Origin of the sequence: Streptomyces sp. NPDC058697 (assembly GCF_042715345.1) — a bacterium.
Lineage (GTDB): Bacteria > Actinomycetota > Actinomycetes > Streptomycetales > Streptomycetaceae > Streptomyces > Streptomyces liliifuscus.
Genome location: NZ_JBHXSU010000030.1, coordinates 24,379 through 49,903, shown reverse-complemented (window position 1 = coordinate 49,903; position 25,525 = coordinate 24,379). Strand labels below are relative to the sequence as shown.

22 protein-coding genes are annotated in these 25,525 nt (G+C 70.6%); 11 read left to right on the top strand and 11 right to left on the bottom strand.

Going from position 1 to position 25,525, the window contains the following annotated elements:
• The first annotated feature begins 15 nt into the window (after positions 1-15).
• Positions 16-1,512 (top strand): MFS transporter, encoded by a 1,497-nt coding sequence (locus tag ACFWXQ_RS40835; RefSeq protein ID WP_383940063.1) that lies wholly within the window; start codon positions 16-18, stop codon positions 1,510-1,512.
• A 100-nt stretch (positions 1,513-1,612) separates the two neighbouring features.
• On the opposite strand, the gene ACFWXQ_RS40830 is transcribed toward ACFWXQ_RS40835, so the two are convergent.
• Complete coding sequence (locus ACFWXQ_RS40830) at positions 1,613-2,428, bottom strand: SAM-dependent methyltransferase (protein WP_383940060.1); 816 nt, start codon at positions 2,426-2,428, stop codon at positions 1,613-1,615.
• Positions 2,429-2,661: 233 nt separating this feature from the next.
• Here ACFWXQ_RS40830 and ACFWXQ_RS40825 point away from each other — a divergent pair, with 233 nt between their 5' ends.
• Positions 2,662-3,411 carry a transglutaminase domain-containing protein gene (locus ACFWXQ_RS40825; RefSeq protein WP_383940057.1) on the top strand — a complete coding sequence of 250 codons (750 nt, stop codon included), beginning with the start codon at positions 2,662-2,664 and terminating at the stop codon, positions 3,409-3,411.
• Between the two features lie 238 nt (positions 3,412-3,649).
• Here ACFWXQ_RS40825 and ACFWXQ_RS40820 read toward each other — a convergent pair whose 3' ends face one another.
• Together ACFWXQ_RS40820 and ACFWXQ_RS40815 are read right to left on the bottom strand one after the other, a co-directional pair.
• Entirely contained in the window at positions 3,650-4,960 is a 1,311-nt protein-coding gene (locus ACFWXQ_RS40820) for an FtsX-like permease family protein (RefSeq protein WP_383950980.1), read from the bottom strand.
• A 5-nt stretch (positions 4,961-4,965) separates the two neighbouring features.
• Complete coding sequence (locus ACFWXQ_RS40815) at positions 4,966-5,763, bottom strand: ABC transporter ATP-binding protein (protein ID WP_383950983.1); 798 nt, start codon at positions 5,761-5,763, stop codon at positions 4,966-4,968.
• A gap of 300 nt (positions 5,764-6,063) precedes the next feature.
• Between ACFWXQ_RS40815 and ACFWXQ_RS40810 the strand changes: the two genes are divergently transcribed.
• Genes ACFWXQ_RS40810 through ppk2 form a run of 3 tightly spaced genes read left to right on the top strand, consistent with a single transcriptional unit; the run spans position 6,064 to position 8,424 of the window.
• Positions 6,064-7,218, top strand: coding sequence for an anion permease (locus tag ACFWXQ_RS40810; RefSeq protein ID WP_383950986.1), 1,155 nt, complete (start codon positions 6,064-6,066; stop codon positions 7,216-7,218).
• A gap of 60 nt (positions 7,219-7,278) precedes the next feature.
• Positions 7,279-7,512 carry a hypothetical protein gene (locus ACFWXQ_RS40805; protein ID WP_383950989.1) on the top strand — a complete coding sequence of 78 codons (234 nt, stop codon included), beginning with the start codon at positions 7,279-7,281 and terminating at the stop codon, positions 7,510-7,512.
• Positions 7,513-7,530: 18 nt separating this feature from the next.
• Positions 7,531-8,424: a polyphosphate kinase 2 gene (gene ppk2, locus ACFWXQ_RS40800; RefSeq protein WP_383950992.1), complete on the top strand. Its 894-nt coding sequence runs from the start codon at positions 7,531-7,533 to the stop codon at positions 8,422-8,424.
• A 78-nt stretch (positions 8,425-8,502) separates the two neighbouring features.
• Here the strand turns inward: ppk2 and ACFWXQ_RS40795 are convergent, their stop codons facing one another.
• On the bottom strand, positions 8,503-10,005 hold the full coding sequence (locus ACFWXQ_RS40795; protein WP_383950995.1) for an ATP-binding protein: 1,503 nt from the start codon (positions 10,003-10,005) through the stop codon (positions 8,503-8,505).
• Complete coding sequence (locus ACFWXQ_RS40790; protein ID WP_383950998.1) at positions 10,006-10,713, bottom strand: response regulator transcription factor; 708 nt, start codon at positions 10,711-10,713, stop codon at positions 10,006-10,008.
• Between the two features lie 191 nt (positions 10,714-10,904).
• Between ACFWXQ_RS40790 and ACFWXQ_RS40785 the strand changes: the two genes are divergently transcribed.
• Positions 10,905-12,173 (top strand): glycosyltransferase family 4 protein, encoded by a 1,269-nt coding sequence (locus ACFWXQ_RS40785; RefSeq protein ID WP_383951028.1) that lies wholly within the window; start codon positions 10,905-10,907, stop codon positions 12,171-12,173.
• Between the two features lie 906 nt (positions 12,174-13,079).
• On the opposite strand, the gene ACFWXQ_RS40780 is transcribed toward ACFWXQ_RS40785, so the two are convergent.
• Both ACFWXQ_RS40780 and ACFWXQ_RS40775 read right to left on the bottom strand, forming a co-directional pair.
• The gene (locus ACFWXQ_RS40780) at positions 13,080-13,721 is read right to left on the bottom strand and encodes an FMN reductase (RefSeq protein WP_383951001.1); all 642 of its coding nucleotides are present in this window, start codon (positions 13,719-13,721) and stop codon (positions 13,080-13,082) included.
• Complete coding sequence (locus ACFWXQ_RS40775) at positions 13,718-14,842, bottom strand: LLM class flavin-dependent oxidoreductase (RefSeq protein ID WP_383951004.1); 1,125 nt, start codon at positions 14,840-14,842, stop codon at positions 13,718-13,720. The genes ACFWXQ_RS40780 and ACFWXQ_RS40775 overlap by 4 nt, the downstream gene beginning before the upstream one ends.
• A 163-nt stretch (positions 14,843-15,005) precedes the next feature.
• Here ACFWXQ_RS40775 and ACFWXQ_RS40770 point away from each other — a divergent pair, with 163 nt between their 5' ends.
• Positions 15,006-15,851, top strand: a complete 846-nt coding sequence (locus tag ACFWXQ_RS40770) for a DUF6597 domain-containing transcriptional factor (RefSeq protein WP_383951007.1) — start codon at positions 15,006-15,008, stop codon at positions 15,849-15,851.
• A gap of 270 nt (positions 15,852-16,121) precedes the next feature.
• Here ACFWXQ_RS40770 and ACFWXQ_RS40765 read toward each other — a convergent pair whose 3' ends face one another.
• Positions 16,122-16,565: a hypothetical protein gene (locus ACFWXQ_RS40765; RefSeq protein ID WP_383951010.1), complete on the bottom strand. Its 444-nt coding sequence runs from the start codon at positions 16,563-16,565 to the stop codon at positions 16,122-16,124.
• A 289-nt stretch (positions 16,566-16,854) separates the two neighbouring features.
• Between ACFWXQ_RS40765 and ACFWXQ_RS40760 the strand changes: the two genes are divergently transcribed.
• Positions 16,855-17,640, top strand: a complete 786-nt coding sequence (locus ACFWXQ_RS40760) for an SDR family NAD(P)-dependent oxidoreductase (protein WP_383951012.1) — start codon at positions 16,855-16,857, stop codon at positions 17,638-17,640.
• 123 nt (positions 17,641-17,763) lie between these two features.
• Here the strand turns inward: ACFWXQ_RS40760 and ACFWXQ_RS40755 are convergent, their stop codons facing one another.
• Positions 17,764-18,600, bottom strand: a complete 837-nt coding sequence (locus ACFWXQ_RS40755) for a carbohydrate deacetylase (RefSeq protein ID WP_383951014.1) — start codon at positions 18,598-18,600, stop codon at positions 17,764-17,766.
• Positions 18,601-18,670: 70 nt separating this feature from the next.
• On the bottom strand, positions 18,671-19,864 hold the full coding sequence (locus tag ACFWXQ_RS40750; protein ID WP_383951017.1) for an RtcB family protein: 1,194 nt from the start codon (positions 19,862-19,864) through the stop codon (positions 18,671-18,673).
• Positions 19,865-20,081: 217 nt separating this feature from the next.
• On the opposite strand from ACFWXQ_RS40750, the gene ACFWXQ_RS40745 reads away from it, so the two are divergent.
• From ACFWXQ_RS40745 to ACFWXQ_RS40735, 3 genes are all read left to right on the top strand, one after another.
• Entirely contained in the window at positions 20,082-20,969 is an 888-nt protein-coding gene (locus ACFWXQ_RS40745; RefSeq protein ID WP_383951020.1) for a DUF3558 domain-containing protein, read from the top strand.
• A gap of 147 nt (positions 20,970-21,116) precedes the next feature.
• Positions 21,117-22,013: a DUF3558 family protein gene (locus ACFWXQ_RS40740; protein WP_383951023.1), complete on the top strand. Its 897-nt coding sequence runs from the start codon at positions 21,117-21,119 to the stop codon at positions 22,011-22,013.
• Between the two features lie 178 nt (positions 22,014-22,191).
• Positions 22,192-23,550 carry a DUF2637 domain-containing protein gene (locus ACFWXQ_RS40735; RefSeq protein WP_383951025.1) on the top strand — a complete coding sequence of 453 codons (1,359 nt, stop codon included), beginning with the start codon at positions 22,192-22,194 and terminating at the stop codon, positions 23,548-23,550.
• A gap of 94 nt (positions 23,551-23,644) precedes the next feature.
• On the opposite strand, the gene lysS is transcribed toward ACFWXQ_RS40735, so the two are convergent.
• A complete protein-coding gene (gene lysS / locus ACFWXQ_RS40730; protein WP_383956908.1) occupies positions 23,645-25,387 on the bottom strand; it encodes a lysine--tRNA ligase in 1,743 nt (580 codons plus the stop codon).
• Positions 25,388-25,525: the final 138 nt, after the last annotated feature.

Below are 25,525 nucleotides of genomic sequence, written 5' to 3'. Positions count from 1 at the left end.
GACGGAGGCAGCACGATGTCCGACGCCCTTGTCCGATCCGGCGAGGTCGGGGATTCCGCCCCGCCCAGGTCGAACGCCGTGGTGGCGGTCCTGGCCTTCGCCGGAATCGTCGTCTCGTTGATGCAGACCCTGGTGATCCCGATCGTCCCGGAGCTGCCGAAGTACCTGGACGCCTCGGCGTCGAACGCCGCCTGGGCGGTGACCGCCACGCTGCTGGCCGCCGCCGTCGCGACCCCGGTCGTCGGGCGCCTGGGCGACATGTTCGGCAAGCGGCGGATGCTGCTCGTCAGCATCGTCCTGCTGGTGAGCGGCTCGGTGGTGGCCGCGTTCAGCGACTCACTGGTCCCGATGATCGTCGGCCGGGCGCTGCAGGGCCTGGCGGCCGGTGTCGTCCCGCTCGGCATCAGCGTCATGCGTGACGTACTGCCCTCCGAGCGGCTCGCCGGCTCCACCGCGATGATGAGCGCCTCGCTGGGCGTGGGCGGCGCACTGGGTCTGCCCTCCGCCGCGTTCATCGCCGACAACTACGACTGGCACGTGCTGTTCTGGGTCTCAGCGGTCCTCGGTGCCGTCGCCTTCGCGCTCGTGGTGACGATCGTGCCCGAGTCGAAGGTGCGTACGGGCGGACGCTTCGACCTCGTCGGCTCCCTCGGTCTGTCGGCCGCGCTGGTCTCGCTGCTGCTGGCCATCTCCAAGGGCGCCGACTGGGGCTGGGGCAGCGGCACGACGCTCGGCCTGTTCGCCGTCGCGGCCGTCGTGCTGGTGGCATGGGGCTTCTACGAGCTGCGTACGTCCCAGCCGCTGGTGGATCTGCGGACCACCGCCCGCCGGCAGGTGCTGTTCACCAACCTCGCCTCCATCGCGTTCGGCTTCTCGATGTTCGCGATGTCGCTGGTGCTGCCGCAGCTGCTCCAGCTGCCCGAGCAGACCGGTTACGGCCTCGGCAAGTCCATGATGACCGTCGGCCTGGTGCTGGCCCCGCAGGGTCTGGTGATGATGGCGATGGCGCCGGTCTCCGCCGCGATCACCAAGACCAAGGGGCCGAAGATCACCCTGATGACGGGTGCCGTGATCGTCGCCGCCGGCTACGGCCTGAACATCCTGCTGATGTCCGAGGTCTGGCACCTCATCCTGGTCTCCTGCGTCATCGGCGCCGGTGTCGGCTTCGCCTACGGCGCGATGCCCGCGCTGATCATGGGCGCCGTGCCCGCGTCCGAGACGGCCGCCGCCAACAGCCTCAACACCCTGATGCGGTCCATCGGTACGTCGTTCGCGAGCGCCGTCGCCGGAGTCGTACTGGCGCAGATGACCACGGACTTCGGCTCGTTCGCCCTGCCCTCCGAGAACGGCTTCAAGGTGGTCATGGCCATCGGTGCGGGTGCGGCGCTCCTGGCGCTGGTCCTCGCCGCGTTCCTGCCACGGCAGCGGGCCGCCGCGGGGGCCGGGTCTCCGGCCGGGGACACGGGCGACGGTCGGGTTGAGGTCACGGAGGCCGCCGGTGTGAAGTCGTAGCGCCCCTCGCGCCCCGTACGCGCGCCCTGTACGCGCTCAGGTGGCCGCCTCCCGTGGGAGACGGCCACCTGAGTGCTTGGGTGTCCGGACAACCGTCGGGTCAGGGCTTGCGGCCCAGTCCCCCGTGCTGGCCGATCGGCGTCGGGGCCGGGTCCGTCTTCTCCGGGTGCCACAGCGGAACCGAGACGACCCCGGGCTCGACGAGTTCGAGGCCCTCGAAGAACGCCTCGATCTGGGAGACGGGACGGAGGAAGTACGGGACGGCGCCGGTCTCGTTGTAGCCGTCCTGGGCCGCCTCGTACGCCGGGTCGGTGCCGCGGGAGCCGTCGTTGACGCACAGATAGCTGCCCGACGGGAGGCCGTCCACGAGGGCACTGACGAGAGTGCGGGCCCGGTCGTAGTCCGCGACGTGGCCGAGGATGCCGCTGAGGATCAGGGCGGTCGGGCGGGAGAGGTCCAGGGTCCGGGCGGCCTCCGCCAGGATGAGGTCCGGCTCGTAGAGGCTGGAGTCCACGTAGTCGGTGGCCCCCTCCTTCGACGAGGTCAGCAGGACGCGCGCGTGGGCGAGGACCAGCGGGTCGTTGTCGACGTAGACGATCCTGGACTCCGGCGCGATGCGCTGGGCGACCTCGTGGGTGTTGTCCACGGTCGGCAGGCCCGTACCGACGTCCAGGAACTGCCGGACGCCCGCCTCCTCCACCAGATGACGGATGCTGCGGCCGAGGAAGGCGCGGCTGCTGCGGGCGATGGTCACGATGCCGGGGAAGACGGCGGTGTACGCGTCGCCGGCCGCCTCGTCGACGGGGTAGTTGTCCTTGCCACCCAGCCAGTAGTTCCAGATCCGCGCCGAGTGCGGCACGGAGGTGTCGATTCTCTGCCTCGCCGCCGGGCCGGTCGAGCTCTCGTGGTCGGTCATGGGCACCGTCTTCTCATCCAAGGCGTGTACGGACACGCACAAACATAAGGTTCAAGATTCACCGATCAAGGTCCAACCACCAAGATACGTACGGCTTTTCGCACTTCGCGCGCCGACCCCGGTACCGCGGTCGCGCGACGGTAGGCGGCACGGCCGTGTGCTGCTCCTCCGGACCGGCCGACGGGGCGTGTGATGATGGCGGAAGTCGTGGAGAGAAGCGGGGGTGGGCGACCATGACCAGCCGGTTGCTGATGCCGTACCGGAGCGCCGGACGGGCGGCACGGTCGGACGTACGGCGGGTGGCCCGGCCACCGGAGGTACGGGGTTCGACGCGGGCCACCGAGATCCTGGACTGGACCGACCCGGGTGTCACGGCCCTGGTGAACCGGGTCCGGGGGCGGGCCTCCGCACCCGAGACGCTGCGCGTGGCACACCGGATCATCGCGCGGGAGATCCGGCCCGTGTACTCCGTGGAGGACCGGCGGCGGGTCTCGACGACGCTGCGGCTGGGACGCGGTTCGTGCAGTCAGCGGATGGCTGTCCTTGAGGCGGTCGCCCGTGCCGTGGGCGTCCGTACGCGGGTACGGGGTCTGCTCGTCGACGGGGTCTTCTGGTACCCGCGGTTTCCCCGGCTGAAGCCGCTGGTGCCCGAGCAGGTGCTGCTGGCCTGGCCCGAGTTCCGGCTGGAGGGGGCGTGGGTGCCGATCGGCGAGCTGTTCGGGAAGGGTGACGGGGAGGGTGCGTTCACCAACCGGGGCGGTGAGACGCTCTTCGATGCCGTGGCTCGCACGAGCGTCGACTGGGGCGGTGCGGCTGCCTGCGGCGCCGTTGGTGGGGGGTGCGATCTGTCGGCCCAGGTCCGGGTGGACCTCGGGCACTTCGACTCGCGGGACGCGCTGTTCGCACAGCATGGCCAGACCTTGTGCGTCGCTGCCCGCACGGTGGCGGAGCCGGTGCTTGGCAGGTGGAGCGCGGGCTCCTGAATGCCTCCGGTGGGCGGGGGTTGTTCTTCGGGTGCGGGCCGGTGGGGGCTGATCGCGCAGTTCCCCGCGCCCCTTAAAGGCAAGGGCTACCGCCCCCAAAGACAAAGGCCGGGGCTACCGCCGCTGAAGGCAAAGGCCGGGGCGGTAGCCCCGGCCTTTTGTCTTCAGGGGCGCGGGGAACTGCGCGACCAGCCCCCACCCACCCGCACCCGCCGCACAACCCCCGCCCACCCAAGGCTCAAGCGACCAGCGAAACCGCTCCGACCGCCGGCGTCCGCAGCGCCCTGCGGGCCGTCGTGAGGCTGGTCACGAGCACCGCCGCCGTCGCGACCCCCACGATCCCGAACCAGATGCCCAGGCCTTCCTCCGGGAGGACCGAGTCCGTGCGGACCATCGTGAAGGGGATGATCCCGGCGAGCCCGGCCGCCGTGCCGAAGAGGACGCCCGTCACCGTGAGGACGAGGGACTCGATGCCGACGACGCCGAGGACCTGACCGGGAGTCGCCCCCGCCAGCCGCTGCTGGCCGAACTCCCGGCGCCGGTAGGTCGTCGCCGCGTACAGGGAGTTGATCAGCATGATGCAGGAGAAGACCACGATGATGCCGACGACCACGAGGTTCAGGGTTTCGAGGTTCTTGGCGTCGATGGACTTCGGGACTCCGGAGGCGTCGATGGCGTCGTTCTCGACCGCCTGCATGTAGAGGGTCGCCGTCGCCATGGCGGTGAAGAGGATCAGCGGCATGAGGACCCCGGACAGCTGCGCGGCACGCTCCCGCATGGTGCGTACGGCGAGATAGCCGCTCGGGCCCGTCAGAGGAAGCCGGTCGAGCAGGGCCCTCAGCAGCTTCGGGGAGAGCAGTGCGAAGCCGACGGCGAGCAGGATCGCGCCGTACGCGGCCGGTGCCATCAGCGCGGCGTCGGTCGAGGAAAACGCGAAGGTGGAGCAGACCGACAGACCGCCGAGGACCAGGGCGGCGCGGACGAAGAAGGTCCGTCCCCTGCCCCGGGGCCCGGTCTTCCGGGTGGCCCGGCGCACCGCGAGGAACGCAGCGCCCGCCGCCGCGAGGACCGTGATGTCGATGCCCGAGACCAGCGCGATGGTCCCGAAGGAGTGGTCGACGGACTCGGCGACCTGCCCGCTGTCCTTGAAGAGGTCCAGCAGCAGCCGTCCGCCGAGCATCGCGGGGCCGATCGCGAGCAGCGCGCCCACCAGGGCGACGGCCACCGACTCCCCCACGACCATCCGCTTGATCTGGGCGGGGGTCGCGCCCGAGCAGCGCAGCAGCTCGATCTCGGCGGAGCGCTGCCGGACGTTCACCGTCAGGGTGGAGGCGACGGCGAAGAACACCAGGAGGGTGCCGTAGCCGCCGACGACGCCCGCCGCGGTGGAGAGGGTCTCGGCGCTGGTGGCGTCGACGCCCTTCGCGCCCGCCGTGTCGTGCATCGAGTTGAAGGTCATGATGATCGCCGCGCCCAGGAAGGCGGACAGCAGCGTCGCGGCGAAGCGCCCGGGGCGCTGCCGGATGGAACGCATGGCCAGAGCGAACATGACGGTCACACCCCCGCCATCACGTCGTCGCCGAGGTGCGCGAGACGCTCGGCCACCGCGTCCACGGTCGGCCGGTGCATCTCACCGGCGAGCCGGCCGTCCGCGAGGAAGAGCACCGAGTCGGCGTACGAGGCCGCCACCGGGTCGTGGGTCACCATGACGACCGTACGGCCGTGGACGCGTACCGCCTCCTGGAGGAGCCGCAGGACGTCCCGCGCGCTGCGGGTGTCGAGGGCGCCGGTCGGTTCGTCGGCGAAGATCACGCTCGGCTCGGTGACCAGGGCGCGGGCAATGGCGACGCGCTGGCGCTGGCCGCCGGAGAGCTGGTCAGGCCGGTGGCCGAGGCGGTCGCCGAGGCCGACGGCGGTGAGGATCTCCTCCACCCGGGCCCGGTTCACGCGGCGGCGGGCGAGCTTGAGCGGCAGGATCGTGTTCTGGGCGACGGTGAGGGTGTCCAGCAGGTTGTACTGCTGGAAGACGAAGCCGATCCGGTTGCGCCGGAACTTCGTCAGCTCGGCCTCGGTGCCGCCGGTCATCTCGGCGCCGTCGACCACGACGATGCCGCTGTCGGGCCGGTCGAGTCCGGCCGCGCACTGCAGCAGCGTGGACTTGCCGGAGCCCGAGGGCCCCATCACCGCGGTGAACGTGCCGCGCGGCAGGGCGAGCGTCACGCCGTCCAGGGCGGTCACCGCGTTCTCCTCGCCCCCGTAGGTCTTGGTGACCTTGACCAGCCGAAGTGCCTCGGCGGCGGGGCCCGTGCCGTGGTCCTGGTTGCGTCGATCGGTTCGGCGAAACATCGTCATCAGCCTCCGTCGGGCACCGTCCGTGCCCCGCTGTCGGGCACTTCCTGTGCCCCGCCAAAGACGCTACGGAGAAGGCGGAGCAGGCACATTGGGCGCAGAACCCGTATCGGGGGGTGTACTCAGCGACACCTGTCCGGGAGGGAAATCCCGCTCCCGCCGGAGGTAAACCCCGGTTCCGGAGGGAATTGCGGGCTCCGCACCGCCCGGAACAGCGGACTTGTGGGGGGCATGACCACACGCATGCGTACCCTTTGCCTCCGCTTCGCCGCGCGTACGCCTCCGCTTGCTTGCATCGACGGCATGGACCACATCACGTTCCTTGTGGCCGTCGTCATCGTCACGGCCCTCGCCTTCGACTTCACCAACGGCTTCCACGACACGGCGAACGCGATGGCGACCTCCATCGCCACCGGCGCGCTGCGGCCCAGAACGGCGGTCCTGATCAGCGGCGTACTGAACGTCGTCGGTGCGTTCCTGTCCACCGAGGTCGCCAAGACGATCTCCGGCGGGATCGTGGACGACACCCTGGTGACCCCGGGCATGATCTTCGCGGGGCTGGTCGGCGCGATCCTGTGGAACCTCGCGACCTGGCTGCTCGGGCTGCCGTCGAGCTCCTCGCACGCGCTGTTCGGCGGTCTCATCGGGGCCGTCTGGGTGGGCGCCGGCGAGCACGGCGTGCACTTCGACAAGGTCGTCGAGAAGGTGCTGCTCCCGGCGGTCGCCTCGCCGCTGATCGCCGGTGTGGCCGCGCTGATCGCGACCTACCTCGCGTACCGGATCACCGCCCGGGCCCGGGAGAAGACGGTGACGAAGGGGTTCCGGCTCGGGCAGATCGCCTCGGCGTCGCTGGTCTCGCTCGCGCACGGCACGAACGACGCGCAGAAGACGATGGGCGTCATCACGCTCACGCTGATCTCGGCCGGCGCGCTCGGCCACGACGCCGGGCCACCCCTGTGGGTGATCGCGTCGGCCGGTCTCGCGATCGGCCTCGGTACGTATCTCGGCGGCTGGCGGATCATCCGGACGATGGGCAAGGGGCTGACCGACATCCAGTCGCCGCAGGGCTTCGCCGCGGAGGCCGCCTCCACGACGGTGATCCTGACCTCCGCGCACCTCGGTTTCGCGCTGTCGACCACTCAGGTGTGCTCCGGCGGCATTCTCGGCGCGGGCCTGGGCAGGCGTCTTGCCGAGGTGCGGTGGGGCACGGCGGGGCGGATGGTGGTGGCGTGGCTGGTGACGCTTCCCGCGGCTGCGCTCGTCGGCGGTCTCTCCGCGAGCGTGGTGACGCACGGCGGGAACTTCGGCATCGTGGTAATCGCACTCCTCGCGCTCGCCGTCGCCACCTTCATCGTGGTCATGTCGCGCCGCAACCCGGTGCACGCGTCCAATGTCAACGAGACCCACGAGGTCAGCGTCCGCAGCACCGCGTCGGCCGGGGTCGGCACCGCCGCCTGAGCCGCGTCACGGAGACCGGGAAGAGCCGGAAGAGCCGGGAGAGCAAGGAGAGTACGAACGATGCAGCTGGACTGGAGCGCCCTCGGCGAGGTCGCCGCGGTGAGTACCGGAGTCACGGTCGGAGTAGTCGTCGTCTTCGCCCTCGGCGTACTGGGCCTGGCCCGCGCGGAGACCGCGCGGGAGGGCGACGGCGGCACCGACCCGATGGGGCTCGGCGTGGCCGGGCTGTGTTTCCTGGCGTGCGCGGCCGTGGTGGCGTACGGGATCTATCTGATCGTGCCGCAGTTCCACTGATCCTCCCGGGGAGTAGAGATGACCGAACTGCTGAGTGACATGCGCGTCGACTACACCGACCACGACGACCCGGTGCTGATCCGCCCCGACGGCAGCGCGGTGGACACCTGGCGCGAGAACTACCCGTACGAACAGCGCATGGAGCGCGGTGAGTACGACTGGCACAAGCGGCTGCAGCAGATCGAGCTGCTGAAGCTGCAGAGCTGGATCAAGGAGACCGGGCGCCGGCTCGTCGTCGTCTTCGAGGGGCGGGACGCGGCCGGCAAGGGCGGCACGATCAAGCGCTTCACCGAGCACCTCAACCCGCGCGGCGCCCGGGTGGTGGCCCTGGAGAAGCCGACGGAGCGCGAGCGCGGACAGTGGTACTTCCAGCGGTACGTCGAGCATCTGCCGACGGCCGGGGAGATCGTGCTGTTCGACCGGTCCTGGTACAACCGGGCCGGTGTGGAGCGGGTGATGGGCTTCTGCTCGGGCGACGAGTACCGGCGCTTCATGCGGCAGGCGCCCGCGTTCGAGCGGATGCTCGTCGACGACGGCGTGGACCTGGTGAAGTTCTGGTTCTCGGTGTCGCAGGGCGAGCAGCGCACCCGGTTCACGATCCGGCAGGTCGACCCCGTACGGCAGTGGAAGCTCAGCCCCATGGACCTCGCGTCCCTCGACCTCTGGGACGACTACACCGCCGCCAAGGTCTCCATGTTCCGCGAGACGGACACCGAGCAGGCCCCGTGGACCGTGGTGAAGAGCAACGACAAGAAGCGGGCCCGCGTGGAGGCCATGCGCAGTGTGCTGGCCCGCTTCGACTACACGGGCAAGGACCACGAGGTGGTCGGCAAGCCGGACCCGCGGATAGTGGGCGCGGCGGCGACCCTGCTGGAGGCGGGCGAGGACGACGAACTGAAGGAGGGCTGGTAGGGGCTCGCGGAGAAGCTCGCGGCCGGACTTTCGCAGGGGCGGCCGACGGCCGACGGCCCGAAGCCGTACGCGGATGCCTCAGCCTCCGCCGCCCCCGTCGCCCCCGCCCACCGTGAACCCGATCGCCGACCCGCCGCCCTCCCGGCGCCGGGCGAACGGCCCGCCGCCGTGGGCGGCCGCCACCTCGCGGACGATCGACAGTCCGAGCCCGGAGCCGGGCAGGCTCCGGGCGTCCGGCGCGCGGTAGAAGCGGTCGAAGACCCGCTCCAGGTCCTCCTCGGCGATACCGGGCCCGCGGTCGAGAACCTCGACACGGACAGCGGCACCGGAGCCGACACCGGCACCAGTGCCAGTGCCTGTACCGGCGCCAGTGCCTGCCGCAGGCGTCCCCGCTCCCGTCACCACGATGTCGATCGGCTCACTCCCGCCCCGGTCGAACTTCGCCGCGTTGTCGACGAGGTTGGACAGCGCCCGCTGCAGCGCGCCGGGCCGGCCGTCGACCACCGTGTCGCCGGACACCCGCACGGTGACGGCCCGCCCGGTCCGCCGCCGCGCCGCCACGGCCACGTCCTCGGCGAGGTCGGCGAGGGCCACCCGCCGGAGCGGCTCCCGGTCCGACTGACCGGCCGCGAGGTCGACCAACTCGTTGACCAGGTCGGTGAGTTCGCGGGACTCCTGGGCGAGGTCGTCGACCAGTTCCCCGCGGACGGCGGGCGGGAGCTCGTCGATCCGGCGCAGCATCGAGATGTTGGTGCGAAGCGAGGTCAGGGGCGTACGGAGTTCATGGCCCGCGTCCTGGACGAGGCGCCGCTGGTCCTCCTCGGACTGGGCGAGGCGGCCCAGCATGCGGTCGAAGGAGCGGCCGAGCCGCGCCACCTCGTCGTATCCGGCGACCGGCACCTGGATGCCGAGCCGCCCGGTGCGGGCCACGTCCTCGGCGGCCCCGGCGAGCCGGACGAGCCGCGAGGTGATGCGCCGGGCCAGCCACCAGCCGAAGAGACCGGCGGCGATCACGACGGCTCCCACCAGCAGCACGGTCCGCTGCTGGAGTTCGCGCAGCAGGTCCTCGGTGTCGCTGAACTCCTGCGCGATCTGCACCGCGCCCCGCCCGTCGCCGAGCGAGACGGTGGCCACCCGGTACATGCCGTCGCCGACGTCGACGTCACGGTGTTCCACCAATTGGCCGGCCGGGCGCTCGGCCGCGGTCCGCCTGTCGTCGGCGCCGACGGGCAGCGGCGGATGCCCCCGGTCGACGACCGACGCGTCCGGCCCAAGCACTTGTACGACCGTGCCGCTGGGCCTGATCAGTTCGTCGCGCGGGCCGCCGTCGGCGTCGGCGGTGGCGAAGTCGGCCGGGGTCAGCGCGCTGTGGCGCACCTCGTCGAGCAGATCCTGCACGACCCCCTCGAACACGGTCTGCTGGTCGACGCGTACGAGCCGGGCGGCGGCGTCGTACGACAGGAACCCGACGAGGACTGTGACGGCCGCCGCCACCGCCGCGAACGACACCGTGAAGGTGGTGCGCAGCGAGGACAGCCGCGCCCGCGCCACCCAGCGCCTCAGGCGTGCGCCGGAGCGCACTCAGTCCTCCCTCAGCACGTACCCCACACCGCGAACCGTGTGGATCAGGGAGGGCACGCCCGGCTCGTCGAGCTTGCGCCGCAGATAGCCGACGTACACGGCGAGGTTCTTGGAGCCGGGCCCGAAGTCGTAGCCCCAGATGCGGTCGTAGATGGTGGTGTGGTCGAGGACGATGCCCGCGTTGCGGACGAGCAGTTCCAGCAGGTCGAACTCGGTGCGGGTGAGCTCGACCTCGTGCGGACCCCGCCACACCCGACGCGCCTGCGGATCGATGCGCAGACCCGCTGCGGCGATCTGGCCGTCGGGCGTGCGCGGCGGTTCACTGGGTACGTCGACGGGGGCGCCCGTACGCCGGAGAAGGGCCCGGAGCCGGGCGAAGACCTCCTCGACGTCGAAGGGCTTTACCACGTAGTCGTCGGCGCCGGCGTCCAGACCGGCGATACGGTCCGCGGTCTCGACGAGTGCGGTGAGCATCAGGATGGGAGTGCGGTTGCCCTCTGCACGCAGGACGCGACAGACCTGGAGGCCGTCGATGCCCGGCATCATCACATCGAGAACGAGCACGTCGGGTGGCGTGCGGTGGGCCTGCGCGAGCGCCTCGACGCCGTCGGCGACAGCCGTGACCGCGTATCCCTCCAGGGTCAGGGCCCGCTCCAGGGCGTGGCGGATCGCACGGTCGTCCTCGGCGAGCAGCAGATTCTGGGGCACGGGACCAGTCTGCCAAGCTCCGCGGTACGTACTACCTGCTGGAGAGGGGTACGGCCGGGCCTCTTACCCGGCTCTCACCCTGCCGGGACCGGTGGCTTACCTCGCCCCGCCACTGTGTCCCCGATGCCGGGGGCGAGCGCCGCGACGGGGAGGCAGCGCACCGCATGAAACGTAGGGAGACCACCGAACGCATGAGGATCGTGTTCCTTCTGCACAACGCGTACGCCATCGGGGGGACCGTCCGCACCACGCTCAACCTCGCGGCGGCGCTCGCCGGGCGGCACGACGTGGAGATCGTGTCGATGAGGCGGCACCGGGACGAGCCGAGGTTCACCGTCGACCCGCGGATCACGGTGGTCCCGCTGGTGGACGAACGGGACGGCAGCCGAGACCTCACGGACCCGTCGTACGCCGCGCCGGCCGTCGACTACCCGTCCTCCGACAAGCGGTACACGCAATACACCCGGCTCACCGACCAGCGCGCCCGCGACTACCTGACGCACTGCGACGCGGACGTGGTGATCGGCACACGCCCCGGCATCAACGTGTACGTGGCTCGCTTCGCCCCGCGCCGGGCGCTGCGCATCGCCCAGGAGCATCTGCGGCACGACGCGCACAGCAAGCGGCTGCGGGGTGTCCTGGCCCGCGCCTACCGCTCGCTGGACGCGGTGGTGACGACGACGGAGGCGGACGCGGAGGTGTACCGGCGCCGGATGCCGCTGCCGGGAGTACGGGTCGCCGCGGTGCCGAACATGGTGCCCGCGCCGGTCGGACTCACCCGGGACGGAACCACGAAGGTGATCACGGCAGCCGGCCGCCTGGTCCGCGGCAAACGCTTCGACCTGCTGATCGAGGCCTTCTCCGCGGTCGCCTCGAAGGAACCCGACTGGCAGCTGCGGATCTTCGGCGGCGGTCCCGAGCGGGAGCATCTCCAGCACCTGATCGACGGCCTGGGCCTGACCGGGCACGCCCGCCTGATGGGTCCGCGTACGCCGATCGAGGCGGAGTTCGCCAAATCGGCGATGGTGGTCTCGGCCTCGGACGCCGAGTCGTTCGGGATGACCCTGGTCGAGGCGATGCGCTGCGGAGTACCGGTGATCAGCACGGACTGCCCGCTGGGCCCCGCCGAGATCATCACGAACGGCGTCGACGGCCGCCTGACACCCGTGGGCGACGCCCGCTCCCTGGCCGAGGCGATGCTCGACCTGATCACGGACGAACCCCTGCGCGGAGCAATGGGCGAGGCGGCTCTCCGCACCTCCCACCGCTACGACGCCGCCCCGATCGTCGACCGCTACGAGTCCCTGTTCACCGAACTCAAGGCAACCCGCACCCGCCGAGCCTGGACCCGGGGCAGACTCCGGGCCGCAGGCTGGGCCCGCCGCCAGACCCACCGCTTCCACCGCACCCCGAACGGCCGACCCCCCACCCTCAACAGCACGAGACCCACGGGCCCGTGACACCCGGCCCCTCCGAGCAACGGGAGGGCAGACCCCGGACGAGGGCGTCACACCCAGTACCCCGGGCGGCCCACACGGGTTCCCAGTCCCCCAGGCCCGCCCGGCCCCCGCACCGGCCCGCCCGGCTTCCCGGGCCAGTGCCCCGGACCGCCCGCTTTCGCACGGCGGGCGGTCCCGGGGGGGGGGGAGCCTCGCGTGGGCGTGGGCGTGGGCGTGGGCGTGGGCGTGGGCGTGGGCGTGGGCGAGGGCGAGGGCGCGAGTTCGGGTTTGGGTTTGGGTTCGGGCGTGGGGCCGTGACGCGCGGGCGCGGGGCGGTGGCACGTGAGCGTCGGCCGTGACGCGGGGCGGAAGCGTGGGGGTGTGAGGCGTGACGCGTCGCCGCGGGGCGCGGGTTGGTGACGCGTGGGCGCGAAGCGGTGACGCGGGGCAGAAGCGCTGGGGCGTCAGCCGCGACGCAGAGCGCGGGTTGATGACGCGCGGGCGCGAAACGGCGACACGGGGGCAAAAGCGCGGGGCCGTCAGCCGCGACGCAGGGCGCGGGCTGGTGACGCGTGGGCGCGAGACGGTCACGCGGCGGGGCCCGGCCGTGACGCGGGGCGCGGGTTCCCAATGCGGGGTGCGGGGCCGTGACCTGCGGCTCCACCGGGCCCCTTGAGGGGCGCGGGGAACTGCGCGACCAGCCCCCACCGGCCCGCAGTCGAAACGCAACCGCAGACCCTCGAAGAAATCCCGGGGTACCCCCACAAAGCGGCTCCACCGCGCCCCTTCAGGGGCGCGGGGAACTGCGCGACCAGCCCCCACCGGCCCGCAGCCAGAACACAACCGCAGCCCCCGAAGAAATCCCGGGGTACCCCCACACCCCCCGCACCCCCGGCCGGCCGATGCGGCAACAACCGCGAGCGAGCCCTACTCGCTCCTCAACGCGGCAAGCTGCTGCTCGAAGGGAACCACCTCGAAGCCACCCCCACGCACAAGCTCCGCCCCACCCTGCGCCGGCAACGACACCGACACCGGCGCCGACACCGACCGCCCCGCCGCCAGGCCAGTCATCAACCCCGCCAACTCCCCCGCGGCCCGACCGATCCGCTCAACGAGCCCCTCGGCCCCCCAGTCCTCCGAAGCCGCGTACACCCCGGTCGGCACGACTACCGCCCGCAGATACGCGAACAGCGGCCGCAACGCATGCTCCAGGACCAGCGAATGACGAGCCGACCCCCCGGTCGCCGCGACCAGCACGGGCTTCCCGGCCAGCGCCTCCGGGTCCAGCACGTCGAAGAAGGACTTGAACAGACCGCTGTACGAGGCGGAGAACACCGGCGTGACGACGATCAGCCCGTCCGCAGACGCCACCGCATCCAGGGCGGCACCCAGCGCCGGCCCCGGAAACCCGGTGGTGAAGTTGTGCGCGATCTCGACCGCGAGGTCACGCAACTCCACCACCTGGACGTCCGCCGACGTGCGCTCGGCGGTCGCATTGGCCAGCCGGTCACCCAGCAGCCGCGTGGACGACGGAACACTCAGCCCCGCAGAGACGACGACCAGCTTCATGACGAGGCCCCCTCCTTGTCGACACCGGCACCGGCACCGGCGTCGACCTCGGCCGCCGCAGCAACACGCGAGGCATGCGTCGGCGCCCCCGGCACCCCCGCCGGCCGCCGCTTCGCGAACTCCTCGCGCAACACCGGCACAACCTCCTCGCCCAGCATGTCGATCTGCTCCAGCACGGACTTGAGCGGCAGCCCGGCATGGTCCACGAGGAACAACTGACGCTGGTAGTCACCCGCGTACTCCCGGAAGCCCAGCGTCTTCTCGATCACCTGCTCGGGCGAGCCGACCGTCAGCGGAGTCTGCTCGGTGAAGTCCTCAAGGGACGGCCCGTGCCCGTACACCGGCGCGTTGTCGAAGTACGGCCGGAACTCCCGTACCGCGTCCTGCGAGTTCCGGCGCATGAACACCTGCCCGCCGAGCCCGACGATCGCCTGCTCCGCCGTGCCGTGCCCATAGTGCGCGTACCGCGACCGGTACAGCTCGACCATCCGCTTGGTGTGGTCGGCCGGCCAGAAGATGTTGTTGTGGAAGAACCCGTCACCGTAGTACGCGGCCTGCTCGGCGATCTCCGGCGAGCGGATCGAGCCGTGCCAGACGAACGGCGGCACGCCGTCCAGCGGCCGGGGCGTCGAGGTGAACGACTGCAGCGGCGAACGGAACTTGCCCTCCCAGTCGACGACTTCCTCGCGCCACAGCCGGTACAGCAGGGCGTAGTTCTCGACGGCGAGGTTGATGCCCTGCCGGATGTCCTGCCCGAACCAGGGGTAGACGGGCCCGGTGTTGCCGCGCCCCATCATCAGGTCCACGCGCCCGTCCGCCAGATGCTGGAGCATCGCGAAGTCCTCGGCGATCTTCACCGGGTCGTTGGTGGTGATGAGGGTCGTGGACGTGGAGAGGATGAGGTTCTCGGTGCGCGCGGCGATCCAGCCGAGCATGGTGGTCGGCGACGACGGCACGAACGGCGGGTTGTGGTGCTCACCGGTCGCGAAGACGTCGAGCCCGACCTCCTCGGCCCTCTGCGCGATGGCGACCATGGCCTTGATCCGCTCGTGCTCGGACGGCGCACGACCCGTGGTGGGGTCCGGCGTGACGTCACCGACGCTGAAGATCCCGAACTGCATGGCTGCCTCATCCTCCGCAGGTTGTTTACGATTCAACTATACCCGCCAACGACGGACCCGGCGGAGCTATTCCCAGCCTCCGGTACCCCGAGGCCGGGGTAGGGGCCGAGGCCTCCCTGCGCGTGCCCGGGCCGTTGTCAGTGCCCCGTCCTACCATCCCCATATGGCCGCCCCACGCCGTGACACAAACCGTGACGCCGACCGCGACACCGGCCGCGACACCAGAGGCATCGTCGACCCCGCGGAGTTCCTCGCGCGTGTGGACTTCCGCCGCCCCGAGCCCGCCGAGCCCCTCCGTCGCCACGTGGAGCACTACTGGCTGATCGACTGGGACCTCCCCGAGCCGTACGTGTCGCACGTGGTCCCGCACCCCGCGGTCCACATCGTCTTCCAGCAGTTCGAGGGCCAGGACCCCTTCGTCGAGGTCGCGGGCATCCAGCTCGGGCTCTTCACACAGAAGCTGGAGGGGCGGGGCCGGGTGTGCGGCATCAAGTTCCGGCCCGGCGCCTTCCACCCCTTCGCACCGCGGCACCCGGTGTCCGACTGGACGGGCAGACGCCTGCCCCTGACGGAGGTCCTCCCTGCCGCCCGAAGCAACCTCGACTCCGTACTGACCCCGCCCGACGAGACCGACCGGGTGACCGCGCTCGACACGTTCCTGCTCGGCCTCGCCCCGGCCCCCGACCCCCGCGCCGACCGGGCGATGGCCCTGGTCGACCTCATCCGCACCGACCGCACGATCCGCCGCGTCGCCGACTTCGCCCACGCCCAGGGCATGACGGTACGAGCGATGCAGCGCCTCTTCTCCACCTACGTCGGCGTGGGCCCCAAGTGGATCATCCTCCGCTACCGCATCCACGAGGCCCTGGAGCACGCCGAGTCCACCCCGACCACCGACTGGGCCACCCTCGCGGCAGACCTCGGCTACGCAGACCAGGCCCACCTGATCCGCGACTTCACAGCAACAGTGGGCGTCCCCCCAACGGCATACACCCAGAACACACACTGAGGACGCGGAGGGAATGGGGGACGCCCCTCAAGGACGCGGGGAGGGTTGGGAGCAAGCCCAGGCACGCGGGACCGGGGAACCCCTTCAGGCACGCAGGACCGCGAGCCCCTTCAGGCACACGGGACCGGGGAGCCCCTTCAGGCACGCGGAACCGCGAGCCCCTTTTAGGGGCGCGGGGAACTGCGCGACCAGCCCCCACCCACCCGCAGCCAATCCACAACCGCCCGCCGGCGCCAGCCAGAGCACACCGGAACCCGCTAAAGACACCCGCTAGAAGACATACGTGTCCCCGGTGTCCAGCACCAACACCTCCTGCCGGTCGTTGTGATGGTTCCGATCGACCGCCCCGCCGCCCCACACCGTGTCGATGCCCAGCGTCACCTCCGAGGGCGCCCCCCTCAGCCGTACGGCCATGGTGATCGCCTCCCCCCACCCGTCCGCCGGCAGCGACCCCGTCCGGCACATCACCGTCCGCACCTCCGTCCGCGCGCACCCGGCCGGCAGCCCCTGCTCGTCCGCGAGCGGCACCGACCACCGCAGCCGTACGGTCGCCTCCGCGACACCAGCGGGACCATGGTTCTGCGGAGTCATCCGCAGATCCACGCGCCCGCCGGTCATCGACAGATGCCCGTGATAGGCGAGATCAGCCTCGGGCGCCGCAGCCGCAGCCGCAGCCGGGGCCGGGGCCGGGGCCACGCCCGGTACCGCCGCCATGGGAGTGGCAGTCGCAGCCGGAGAGCCCAGGGCCACCAAAGCAACCGCACCCAGCCCACAAAGAATCCGCATCCGCATGTGTCATGTCCTCCGCGTCGACCCGCATGTCTCCGTACGTCGACGGATGTATGCCACCTGGGCCGCACGACAGGCGCCGCCCATCAGGTGAGACGCCCGACGGGGCCGCACACCCCGCCCGCCTATCCTGGCCGGTGAAGCAATCGACCGTACGAGCGAGCGGCGGCCCCGCACCACGGCCGCGCCCGCCCCCTCCCCCGAGGAGCAGCCCATGACCGCCGCCGCATCCGCCGCGCCCTCCGCAGCCTCCCGCATCGCCGTCGTCACCGGCGCGAGCAGCGGAATCGGCGCCGCGACGGCCAGGCAGCTGGCGGCCGCGGGCTACCGCGTCGTCCTCACGGCCCGCCGCAAGGACCGTATCGAGGCGCTCGCGGAGGAGATCGAGGCGGCGGGCGGCCAGGCGACGGCGTACGCGCTGGACGTCACCGACCGCGCGGCGGTCGACGAGTTCGCGACGGCCTTCAAGAAGATCGGCGTACTGATCAACAACGCGGGCGGGGCGCTCGGGGCCGACCCGGTCGCGTCCGGCGACCCGGCGGAGTGGCGCCAGATGTACGAGACGAACGTCATCGGCACGCTGAACGTCACCCAGGCCCTCCTCCCCGCCCTGACCGCGTCCGGCGACGGCACGGTGGTCGTCGTCTCCTCGACTGCGGGCCACAGCACGTACGAGGGCGGCGCGGGCTATGTGGCCGCCAAGCACGCCGAGCACGTGCTGGCCGAGACCCTCCGCCTGGAGATCGTCGGCACCCCGGTCCGGGTCATCGAGATCGCCCCCGGCATGGTCAAGACGGACGAGTTCGCCCTGACCCGCTTCGGCGGCGACACGGACAAGGCCTCGAAGGTCTACGCCGGCGTGGCGGAGCCCCTGACCGCCGACGACGTCGCCGACACCATCACCTGGACGGTCACCCGCCCCTCCCACGTCAACATCGACCTCCTGGTCGTACGCCCCCGCGCCCAGGCCTCCAACACAAAGGTCCACAGGGAGCTGTAATGCCGGACGCCGGCCCTCCGGCCCAGGAACAGCCCACCACGTCCTCACCCACTCAGGACCAGGAACAACGCCGCCTGGCCGGCTACGCGGTCACGCACGCGAAGTAGTGCGCCCAGGCCGGTCTCATGACCGCCACCCCTCCCGCACACCCCGGTAGTCGATCACGAACACCCCTTCCTCCCTGAGGAGTTCACGAGCTCCGGCCGAGACAAGAAACTCATAGTCGCCCTGCCGAACCCGCCACCCCCCAGGCTCAACGACCCGCGACTCCGCATCCCCCAGCCCCGGATGCACGGCCCACTCGCTCAGCCCGACCGGAAGCTCCCGCAGCAGCCGCGCGTACCGCTCCGCCTTGCCGTCGAGCGGCAGCGAAAAGCTGTCGAGAAAGTCGTGATCGACAACGGGCAGCCCACGCACTCGCTGCCGCCCGGCCTCCCCCCAGACCCGCACGGCAAGCCCGTACTCCCCTGCCAGGGCCACGGTCAGCTCGAAAATATCGCCGCGCCCACCATCGAGCAGGCAATGCCAGTCAAGATGGGTCGGCTCCAGCCCGGCCGCGACCACCGTCTCGACCTGAGCCCGGAACTCCACCTCGACATCCTCGATCCGAGCCCGCCCCATCAACTCGGAACTCCGCTCGGGCGTATAGAGCTCCCCGTCCGCATCAACCAAGGACCCGACGTCCGCCTTCGGCGCAGCGGGCCCCCGCCCACTCCGTGCCCCCACCTCACACACCAGCGAGAGATGCACCCCGAACGACACCTCGGGCCGCTCCCGCAACAGCCGCATGGCCTCTTCCGTCCCACCACAGGGCACCATCAGGCTGCACGACCCGGCGATCCCGCTCTCGATCGCCTCGACGACGGCGGCATTGATCCCCCGACGCATCCCGAAGTCATCACAATTGACAATGAGGACAGGCGCATCAGCGGGGAAACCCAACAACTCGCTGGACAGCAATGGCAGTTCCCGTCGACGAAGTGAAAAAAGGGGGCCCGGGCCGACAACAGCCCGAGCCCCACCCATGAGTTCAGCCCTTCACGCAGACGACCTGCTTCAGCTTTGCCACGACCTCCACGAGGTCGCGCTGCTGGTCGATGACCTGCTCGATCGGCTTGTACGCGCTCGGGATCTCGTCCACGACGCCGGAGTCCTTGCGGCACTCCACACCCTGCGTCTGCTCCTCCAGATCCTTTGTCGAGAAGCGACGCTTGGCGGCGTTACGGCTCATCCGCCGGCCCGCCCCGTGCGAGGCCGAGTTGAACGCCTTCTCGTTGCCGAGGCCCTTCACGATGTACGAACCCGTGCCCATCGAGCCCGGAATGATCCCGTACTCGCCGGAGCCCGCGCGGATCGCGCCCTTGCGGGTGACCAGCAGGTCCATGCCCTCATACCGCTCCTCGGCCACGTAATTGTGGTGCGCGCTGATCTCCGGCTCGAAGGTCGGCTTCGCCTTCTTGAACTCCTTGCGGACCACGTCCTTCAGGAGAGCCATCATGAGCGTGCGGTTGTACTTCGCGTACTCCTGCGCCCAGAACAGGTCGTTGCGGTAAGCCGCCATCTGCGGGGTGTCCGCGATGAATACGGCGAGGTCCCGATCGATCAGCCCCTGGTTGTGCGGGAGCTTCTGCGCAATACCTATGTGGTGCTCGGCCAGTTCCTTGCCGATGTTCCGGGATCCGGAGTGCAGCATCAACCAAACAGAACCGGTCGTATCCGTGCACACTTCGACAAAATGATTTCCGGATCCGAGCGTTCCCATCTGCTTGGTGGCCCGCTCCTGACGGAATTTGACCGCCTCGGCCACACCGTCGAACCGCCCCCAGAAGTCGTCCCACCCCGAAGTGGCCAGCCCGTGGAATCGTCCGGGCTCCACCGGGCTGTCGTGCATACCCCGCCCCACCGGAATGGCCTGCTCGACCTTCGACCGCAGCCGGGAAAGGTCGCCCGGCAGGTCGTTGGCCGTCAGGGACGTCCTGACCGCGGACATCCCGCAGCCGATGTCGACCCCGACCGCCGCAGGACACACGGCCCCCTGCATGGCGATCACGGAACCGACCGTCGCACCCTTGCCGAAGTGGACGTCCGGCATGACGGCGAGGCCCTTGATCCAGGGGAGCGTCGAGACGTTGCGGAGCTGCTGCATCGCGACGTCCTCGACCGACGCCGGGTCCGCCCACATACGGATCGGAACCTTCGCGCCCGGCACTTCCACGTACGACATATCGTCCTCATTCCCCCGTAAAACAAGCAGAAGTCGCAAATCGCAAAACTGGCACCAAGGTCAACGTTTGGGACAACGGACCGGCGTCCACGGCAGTGCGTGCGATACACATTGTCTCCAGGAGCCGCCCCCGCGCGGCAACTGAATAACCAACGCATAACCACAGGACACCCCGGTCGCGCGCCCAGCGCGGCGACCCGTCGAGAGGAGCCCCACCGTGCAGCGGAAGGCGTACGTACCCGGCGTCGCCGCGCTCCTCGCGGTGCTGCTGGCCGGCTGCACCGGTGGATCGGGCGACGACGACGGCTCGACCGACCCGAAGCCGGGCGAATCGGCCACGACGCCGACCGCGGCGCAGCCCGGCAAGTACCGCACGCTCCCCGAGCCGTGCGCCGCGGTGTCGCACGGCACGCTGGACTCGCTGCTGCCCGGCATCAAGCAGGTCACGGACGAGGAGCAGCGCGAGCAGGCGTACGAGGGCACGGCGACGCAGACCTACGACACGGACCGCAAGGTCGGCTGCCGCTGGAAGGCGGAGTCGACGTCGGCGACGGATCACCTGCTGGTGGACTTCGAGCGCGTGGTCTCGTACGACAACGCGGTCAGCGACGACAACCGCGCGACGGAGATCTACCTGACGCGGGAGACGGCGGCGGACCTTCCGGAGCCGGCCGCCCCGTCGGAATCACCGGACGCGTCGGAGTCGTCGGATTCATCCGAGTCGCCCGAATCATCCGGCTCGCCCGGATCTTCCCCCGATGGGAGCGGATCGCCTTCGGGCGACTCCAGTTCCGGTCCGAGTTCCAGTGCGTCGGGCGCGGGGAGCGACGACGAGAGCGGTTCCGCCACCCCCTCCGACGGCTCCACCCCCTCCGCCCTCCAGCCCCGCACGCTCGACGACCTGGGCGACGAGGCGTTCCTGGACGACGCGCTGAGCAGCTCCCGGCAGCGCACGGTGACTGTGGTGTTCCGCACGTCCAACGTGGTCGTGACGATCCGGTACGACGAGCAGCCGGCGACCACGACCGACGTCCCGAGCAGCAAGGACATGCAGGACAGAGCGCGGAAACTGGCGGGCCAGCTCGCCGGGACGTTCAACGACTAGGGGCTCCCGGCAGGGGTTTCGGGCTGGGCGGAACCCGAGTCACCCGTGTCCCGTTCGGCGTACCGTGGCCCCTCGGACCCGACCGAGTGCGGCCGACCGAGGACGCGGCCGTTCGCACGCACACCCAGCGTCTTGAGTGAAGGAACCATGCACCGACCCGCACAGCGCCAGCGTCAGCGACTCACCCGCATCCTTGTCGGCGCGGCCGCCGTCCCGATGATGCTCGTCGCCTCCGGCTGCTCCTCGGACTCCGGCGACGGCTCCGGCGACGACGCGAAGAAGGACTCCGGCGCCTCGGCGTCGTCGTCCACGACGGAGGCGGGCTCGGTGGTGAAGGAGGCCGCGTACGCGAAGCTTCCCGAGCCCTGCAAGGTGTTCTCGTCCAAGACGTTGGAGGAAATGGTGCCGAAGGGCACCAAGTCCAGCAAGGAGGGCAAGTCGGGCGACGCGGAGACGCGCGGCAGCTGCTCCTGGAACAGCCTGGACAACAACGGCGTGGACGGTTCGCAGTTCCGCTGGCTGAACGTGTCCCTGCTGCGTTTCGAGTCGGACGCGGCCCGCGGTACGGGCGAGAAGCTGGCCTCGGAGTACTTCACCAAGCACGCCGAGGACGCGCGCTCGGTCGAGGGCGCGAAGGACACCAAGTCGCAGCAGCTGACCGGGATGGGCAACGAGGCGACGCTGGTGACGTACGACCTGAAGAAGAAGGAAGGCACCTTCAAGCAGCAGACGCTCGTGACGCGGGTCGAGAACGTCGTCGTGACGCTCGACTACAACGGCGCGGGCCTGGCGGGCGACAAGTCCCCGAAGGTGGCCGATCTGACGAAGGCGGCCGAGAAGGCCGCCAAGGAGGCCGTGGAAGCGGTCCGGACGGCGAACGGGGCCGGCGGCGGCTCAGCGGCCGGTGGCAGCACGGCACCGAGCAAGAGCCCCGGCGCGAGCAAGAGCCCCAGCAAGAGCGCGGGCCAGGGATCGGACCTCGGCAAGGACTCGGGCACGAGCACGAGCAACAGCCCGAGCAAGTCGGCCACGAAGAAGGACTGACGGCGGTTCCGGCAATCCGGCCGGGGCCCAACTCGCGGCCGGACCAGGACATTTGCAGCGGCCCGGCCTCCGTGGGGGCCGGGCCGGTGCCGGACTGCGCGCCCGGAGCCCGTACACATGTGCCACTCTGTTGCGCGCAACAGGTCCTCATGGGAGGGGAGTACGGGTGTCCGCGCCTATGGAGCTCACGAAGACGCACCGGATTCTCATCGGGGTGGTCGTTTTCGGAGCCGTCATCATCGCCGGTATCGGCTTCGCCGGTTCGTACGCGGCGGTGCGCGAACTCGCCCTCGAGAAGGGCTTCGGGAAATTCAGCTACGTCTTCCCGATCGGTATCGACGCGGGAATATGTGTCCTGCTCTCGCTCGATCTGCTCCTGACCTGGATCAGGATCCCCTTCCCGCTGCTGCGCCAGACGGCGTGGCTGCTGACGGCGGCGACGATCGCGTTCAACGGCGCGGCCGCGTGGCCGGACCCGCTGGGCGTCGGGATGCACGGTGTCATCCCGATCCTGTTCGTGGTCTCCGTGGAGGCGGCCCGGCACGCGATCGGCCGGATAGCGGACATCACGGCCGACAAGCACATGGAGGGCGTGCGCCTCACCCGCTGGCTGCTGTCGCCGCTCCCCACGTTCCTCCTCTGGCGCCGGATGAAGCTGTGGGAGCTGCGCTCCTACGAGCAGGTCATCAAGCTGGAGCAGGAGCGTCTCGTCTACCAGGCCCGGCTGCGTTCGCGCTTCGGCCGCGCCTGGCGCCGCAAGGCCCCGGTCGAGTCCCTGATGCCGCTGCGGCTCGCGCGCTACGGCGTACCCCTGGCGGAGACGGCCCCCTCGGGCCTGGCCGCGGCGGGCATCGAGCCCGCGCTGCTGCCTCCGGCGCCGCAGCCCGCCCTGGAGCCGGTCAACGCGGCTTCGGGCCGTCACACCCCCGAGTCCGCGTACGCCGTACAGAACGACGCCTCAGCTGCCCAGATGCAGCGTCCCGCTCCCGAGGGCGACGAACCCCCCGAGCAGCCGGACTTTGCCGAGCCGCAGAATCAGTGGCTGCATGCCCGGGACCCCCAGTCCATCGAGTACCAGGGCGGCTACGACCCGACGTACGACCCGGAGGCTGCGTACGCCGAGTGGTACGGGGAGCAGCAGCAGGCCGAACAGTTCGAGAACCAGCGGCGGTTCGAGGACCCGCGGCAGTTCGAGGACCCGCGGCAGTTCGAGCAGGAGGCGTTCCCGCAGCAGTTCGAGGAGCCGCCCGCTCTTGTCCCGGAGCCCTCTCCGGAGGACACCGGTACCTTCCCGATCCCGGCAGGCCCGGGCCGTACCCGTGAAATGGGGGCGGGCGGCGGCACAGAGCCGACCGAGGAGGACTACTACCTGGTCTTCAAGAAGTCGATAGACGGCAGCTACCCGACCTCGGGCCAGTTCAGGGGTGACGTGGAGGCGACGTACGGCACGACGCTCCCGCAGCGCGAGGCCGACCGCATGGTCAACCGCTTCACCAACCGCCACACGGCGGAACTGCAGGAAGACCACATCGCGTAAAGCCCGGTGTGGATACGTGGAGGGGGCGCCCGGACATCTCCGGGCGCCCCCTCCACGTACAGGCACGTACGGCCGTGCCGGGCCTGGCGGTCGCTTACTCCCCGAGCAGCTTCCTCACCCGCTCCTGGCCCACCGCGAGGAGCAGGGTGGGCAGGCGGGGGCCGGTGTCGCGGCCGACCAGCAGGTGGTAGAGCAGGGCGAAGAAGGTGCGCTGGGCGACCTTGATCTCCGCCGGGAGCTCCTTGGGCGTGGCGTCGGCGGAGAAGCCGGCCTGGACCTTCGGGACTCCGTACACGAGGTGCGTGAGTCCGTCGAGCGACCAGTGCGAGTCGAGGCCTTCGAGGAGGAGCCGCAGTGATGCGCGGCCCTGGTCGTCGAGGGACTTGATCAGCTCGGTGTCGGCCTCCTTGCGGACGACCGTGCGCTGGTCGGCGGGGACCTGGGTGTTGATCCAGGCCTCGGCCCTGTCGAGGCGCGGCCGGACCTCGTCGAGGGACGAGAGCGGGTCGGCGGGGTCGAGTTCGCTGAGGATGCGCAGGGTCTGGTCCTCGGCGCCGGCGGTGATGTCGGCGACGGAGGCGAGCGTGCGGTAGGCCATCGGGCGGGGCGTCTTCGGCAGTTCACCGGCGGCGGTGCCGACGGCACGCGAGTGCGCGGCGACGTCGGCCGGCAGGGCAGACCCGTCGGCGACCTTGCCCTCCAGCTTGTCCCACTCGTCGTAGAGCCGCTGGATCTCCTGGTCGAAGGCGATCTTGAAGGACTGGTTGGGGCGGCGGCGGGCGTAGAGCCAGCGGAGGATCTGCGGCTCCATGATCTTCAGCGCGTCACCGGGGGTGGGCACGCCTCCCTTGGAGGAGGACATCTTCGCCATGCCGGAGATGCCCACGAAGGCGTACATCGGGCCGATGGGCTGCTTGCCGCCGAAGATGCTGCCGACGATCTGTCCGCCGACCTGGAAGCTGGAGCCGGGCGAGGAGTGGTCGACGCCGGAGGGCTCGAAGACGACGCCCTCGTACGCCCAGCGCATCGGCCAGTCGACCTTCCAGACCAGCTTGCCGCGGTTGAACTCGCTGAGCCGCACGGTCTCCGAGAAGTCGCACGCGGTGCAGGTGTACGTCAGCTCGGTGGTGTCGTCGTCGTAGGCCGTGACGGTGGTGAGGTCCTTGCCGCAGTCGCCGCAGTAGGGCTTGTACGGGTAGTACCCGGCGGAGCCGAAGCCGTCGTCCTCGGCCGCGGCGCCCGACCCCTCGGCGGCTTCGAGCTCGGCCTCGTCGACGGCCTTCTGCGACTGCTTCTTGGCGGGCGCCTTCTTGGTCCGGTACTGATCAAGAATCGTGTCGATGTCCCCGCGGTGCTTCATCGCGTGCAGGATCTGCTCGCGGTACGTGCCGGAGGTGTACTGCTCGGTCTGGCTGATGCCGTCGAACTCGACGCCCAGCTCGCCGAGGGCCTCGACCATGGCGGCCTTGAAGTGCTCGGCCCAGCTCGCGTACGGGGAGCCCTTCGGGGCGGGTACGGCGGTGAGGGGCCTGCCGATGTGCTCGCCCCAGGAGTCATCGACACCCGCGACGCCGTTCGGCACCTTGCGGTAGCGGTCGTAGTCGTCCCAGGAGATGAGGTGCCTGACCTCGTGGCCCCGGCGGCGGATCTCGTCGGCGACGAGGTGCGGGGTCATGACCTCCCTGAGATTCCCGAGGTGGATGGGCCCGGAAGGGGACAGTCCGGACGCGACGACGACCGGTTTGCCCGGGGCCCGACGCTCCGACTCCTCGATGACCTCATCCGCGTAACGGGAGACCCAGTCGGTGGTCTCGGTGCTCTGAGCCACGATCGGCACGTCCTTCTTTCCTCAGGAGGTGTCTTTGGCCGGCGGTACGGTTCGCACGGCTGACCGCCCCATTCTCCCAGCTCCCCCCGCATCCACGAAAACAGCTTTTCAAACGCCGGAGCGGCTGGGAGTGCGCGGGTTCGTCGC

Excerpts from the sequence above, each read along its gene's own strand:
- ACFWXQ_RS40835 (WP_383940063.1), top strand. The coding sequence starts at position 16 with ATGTCCGACGCCCTTGTCCGATCCGGCGAGGTCGGGGATTCCGCCCCG.
- ACFWXQ_RS40830 (WP_383940060.1), bottom strand. The coding sequence starts at position 2,428 with ATGACCGACCACGAGAGCTCGACCGGCCCGGCGGCGAGGCAGAGAATC.
- ACFWXQ_RS40825 (WP_383940057.1), top strand. The coding sequence starts at position 2,662 with ATGACCAGCCGGTTGCTGATGCCGTACCGGAGCGCCGGACGGGCGGCA.
- ACFWXQ_RS40820 (WP_383950980.1), bottom strand. The coding sequence starts at position 4,960 with ATGTTCGCTCTGGCCATGCGTTCCATCCGGCAGCGCCCCGGGCGCTTC.
- ACFWXQ_RS40815 (WP_383950983.1), bottom strand. The coding sequence starts at position 5,763 with ATGACGATGTTTCGCCGAACCGATCGACGCAACCAGGACCACGGCACG.
- ACFWXQ_RS40810 (WP_383950986.1), top strand. The coding sequence starts at position 6,064 with ATGGACCACATCACGTTCCTTGTGGCCGTCGTCATCGTCACGGCCCTC.
- ACFWXQ_RS40805 (WP_383950989.1), top strand. The coding sequence starts at position 7,279 with ATGCAGCTGGACTGGAGCGCCCTCGGCGAGGTCGCCGCGGTGAGTACC.
- ppk2 (WP_383950992.1), top strand. The coding sequence starts at position 7,531 with ATGACCGAACTGCTGAGTGACATGCGCGTCGACTACACCGACCACGAC.
- ACFWXQ_RS40785 (WP_383951028.1), top strand. The coding sequence starts at position 10,905 with ATGAGGATCGTGTTCCTTCTGCACAACGCGTACGCCATCGGGGGGACC.
- ACFWXQ_RS40780 (WP_383951001.1), bottom strand. The coding sequence starts at position 13,721 with ATGAAGCTGGTCGTCGTCTCTGCGGGGCTGAGTGTTCCGTCGTCCACG.
- ACFWXQ_RS40775 (WP_383951004.1), bottom strand. The coding sequence starts at position 14,842 with ATGCAGTTCGGGATCTTCAGCGTCGGTGACGTCACGCCGGACCCCACC.
- ACFWXQ_RS40770 (WP_383951007.1), top strand. The coding sequence starts at position 15,006 with ATGGCCGCCCCACGCCGTGACACAAACCGTGACGCCGACCGCGACACC.
- ACFWXQ_RS40765 (WP_383951010.1), bottom strand. The coding sequence starts at position 16,565 with ATGGCGGCGGTACCGGGCGTGGCCCCGGCCCCGGCCCCGGCTGCGGCT.
- ACFWXQ_RS40760 (WP_383951012.1), top strand. The coding sequence starts at position 16,855 with ATGACCGCCGCCGCATCCGCCGCGCCCTCCGCAGCCTCCCGCATCGCC.
- ACFWXQ_RS40750 (WP_383951017.1), bottom strand. The coding sequence starts at position 19,864 with ATGTCGTACGTGGAAGTGCCGGGCGCGAAGGTTCCGATCCGTATGTGG.
- ACFWXQ_RS40740 (WP_383951023.1), top strand. The coding sequence starts at position 21,117 with ATGCACCGACCCGCACAGCGCCAGCGTCAGCGACTCACCCGCATCCTT.
- ACFWXQ_RS40735 (WP_383951025.1), top strand. The coding sequence starts at position 22,192 with ATGGAGCTCACGAAGACGCACCGGATTCTCATCGGGGTGGTCGTTTTC.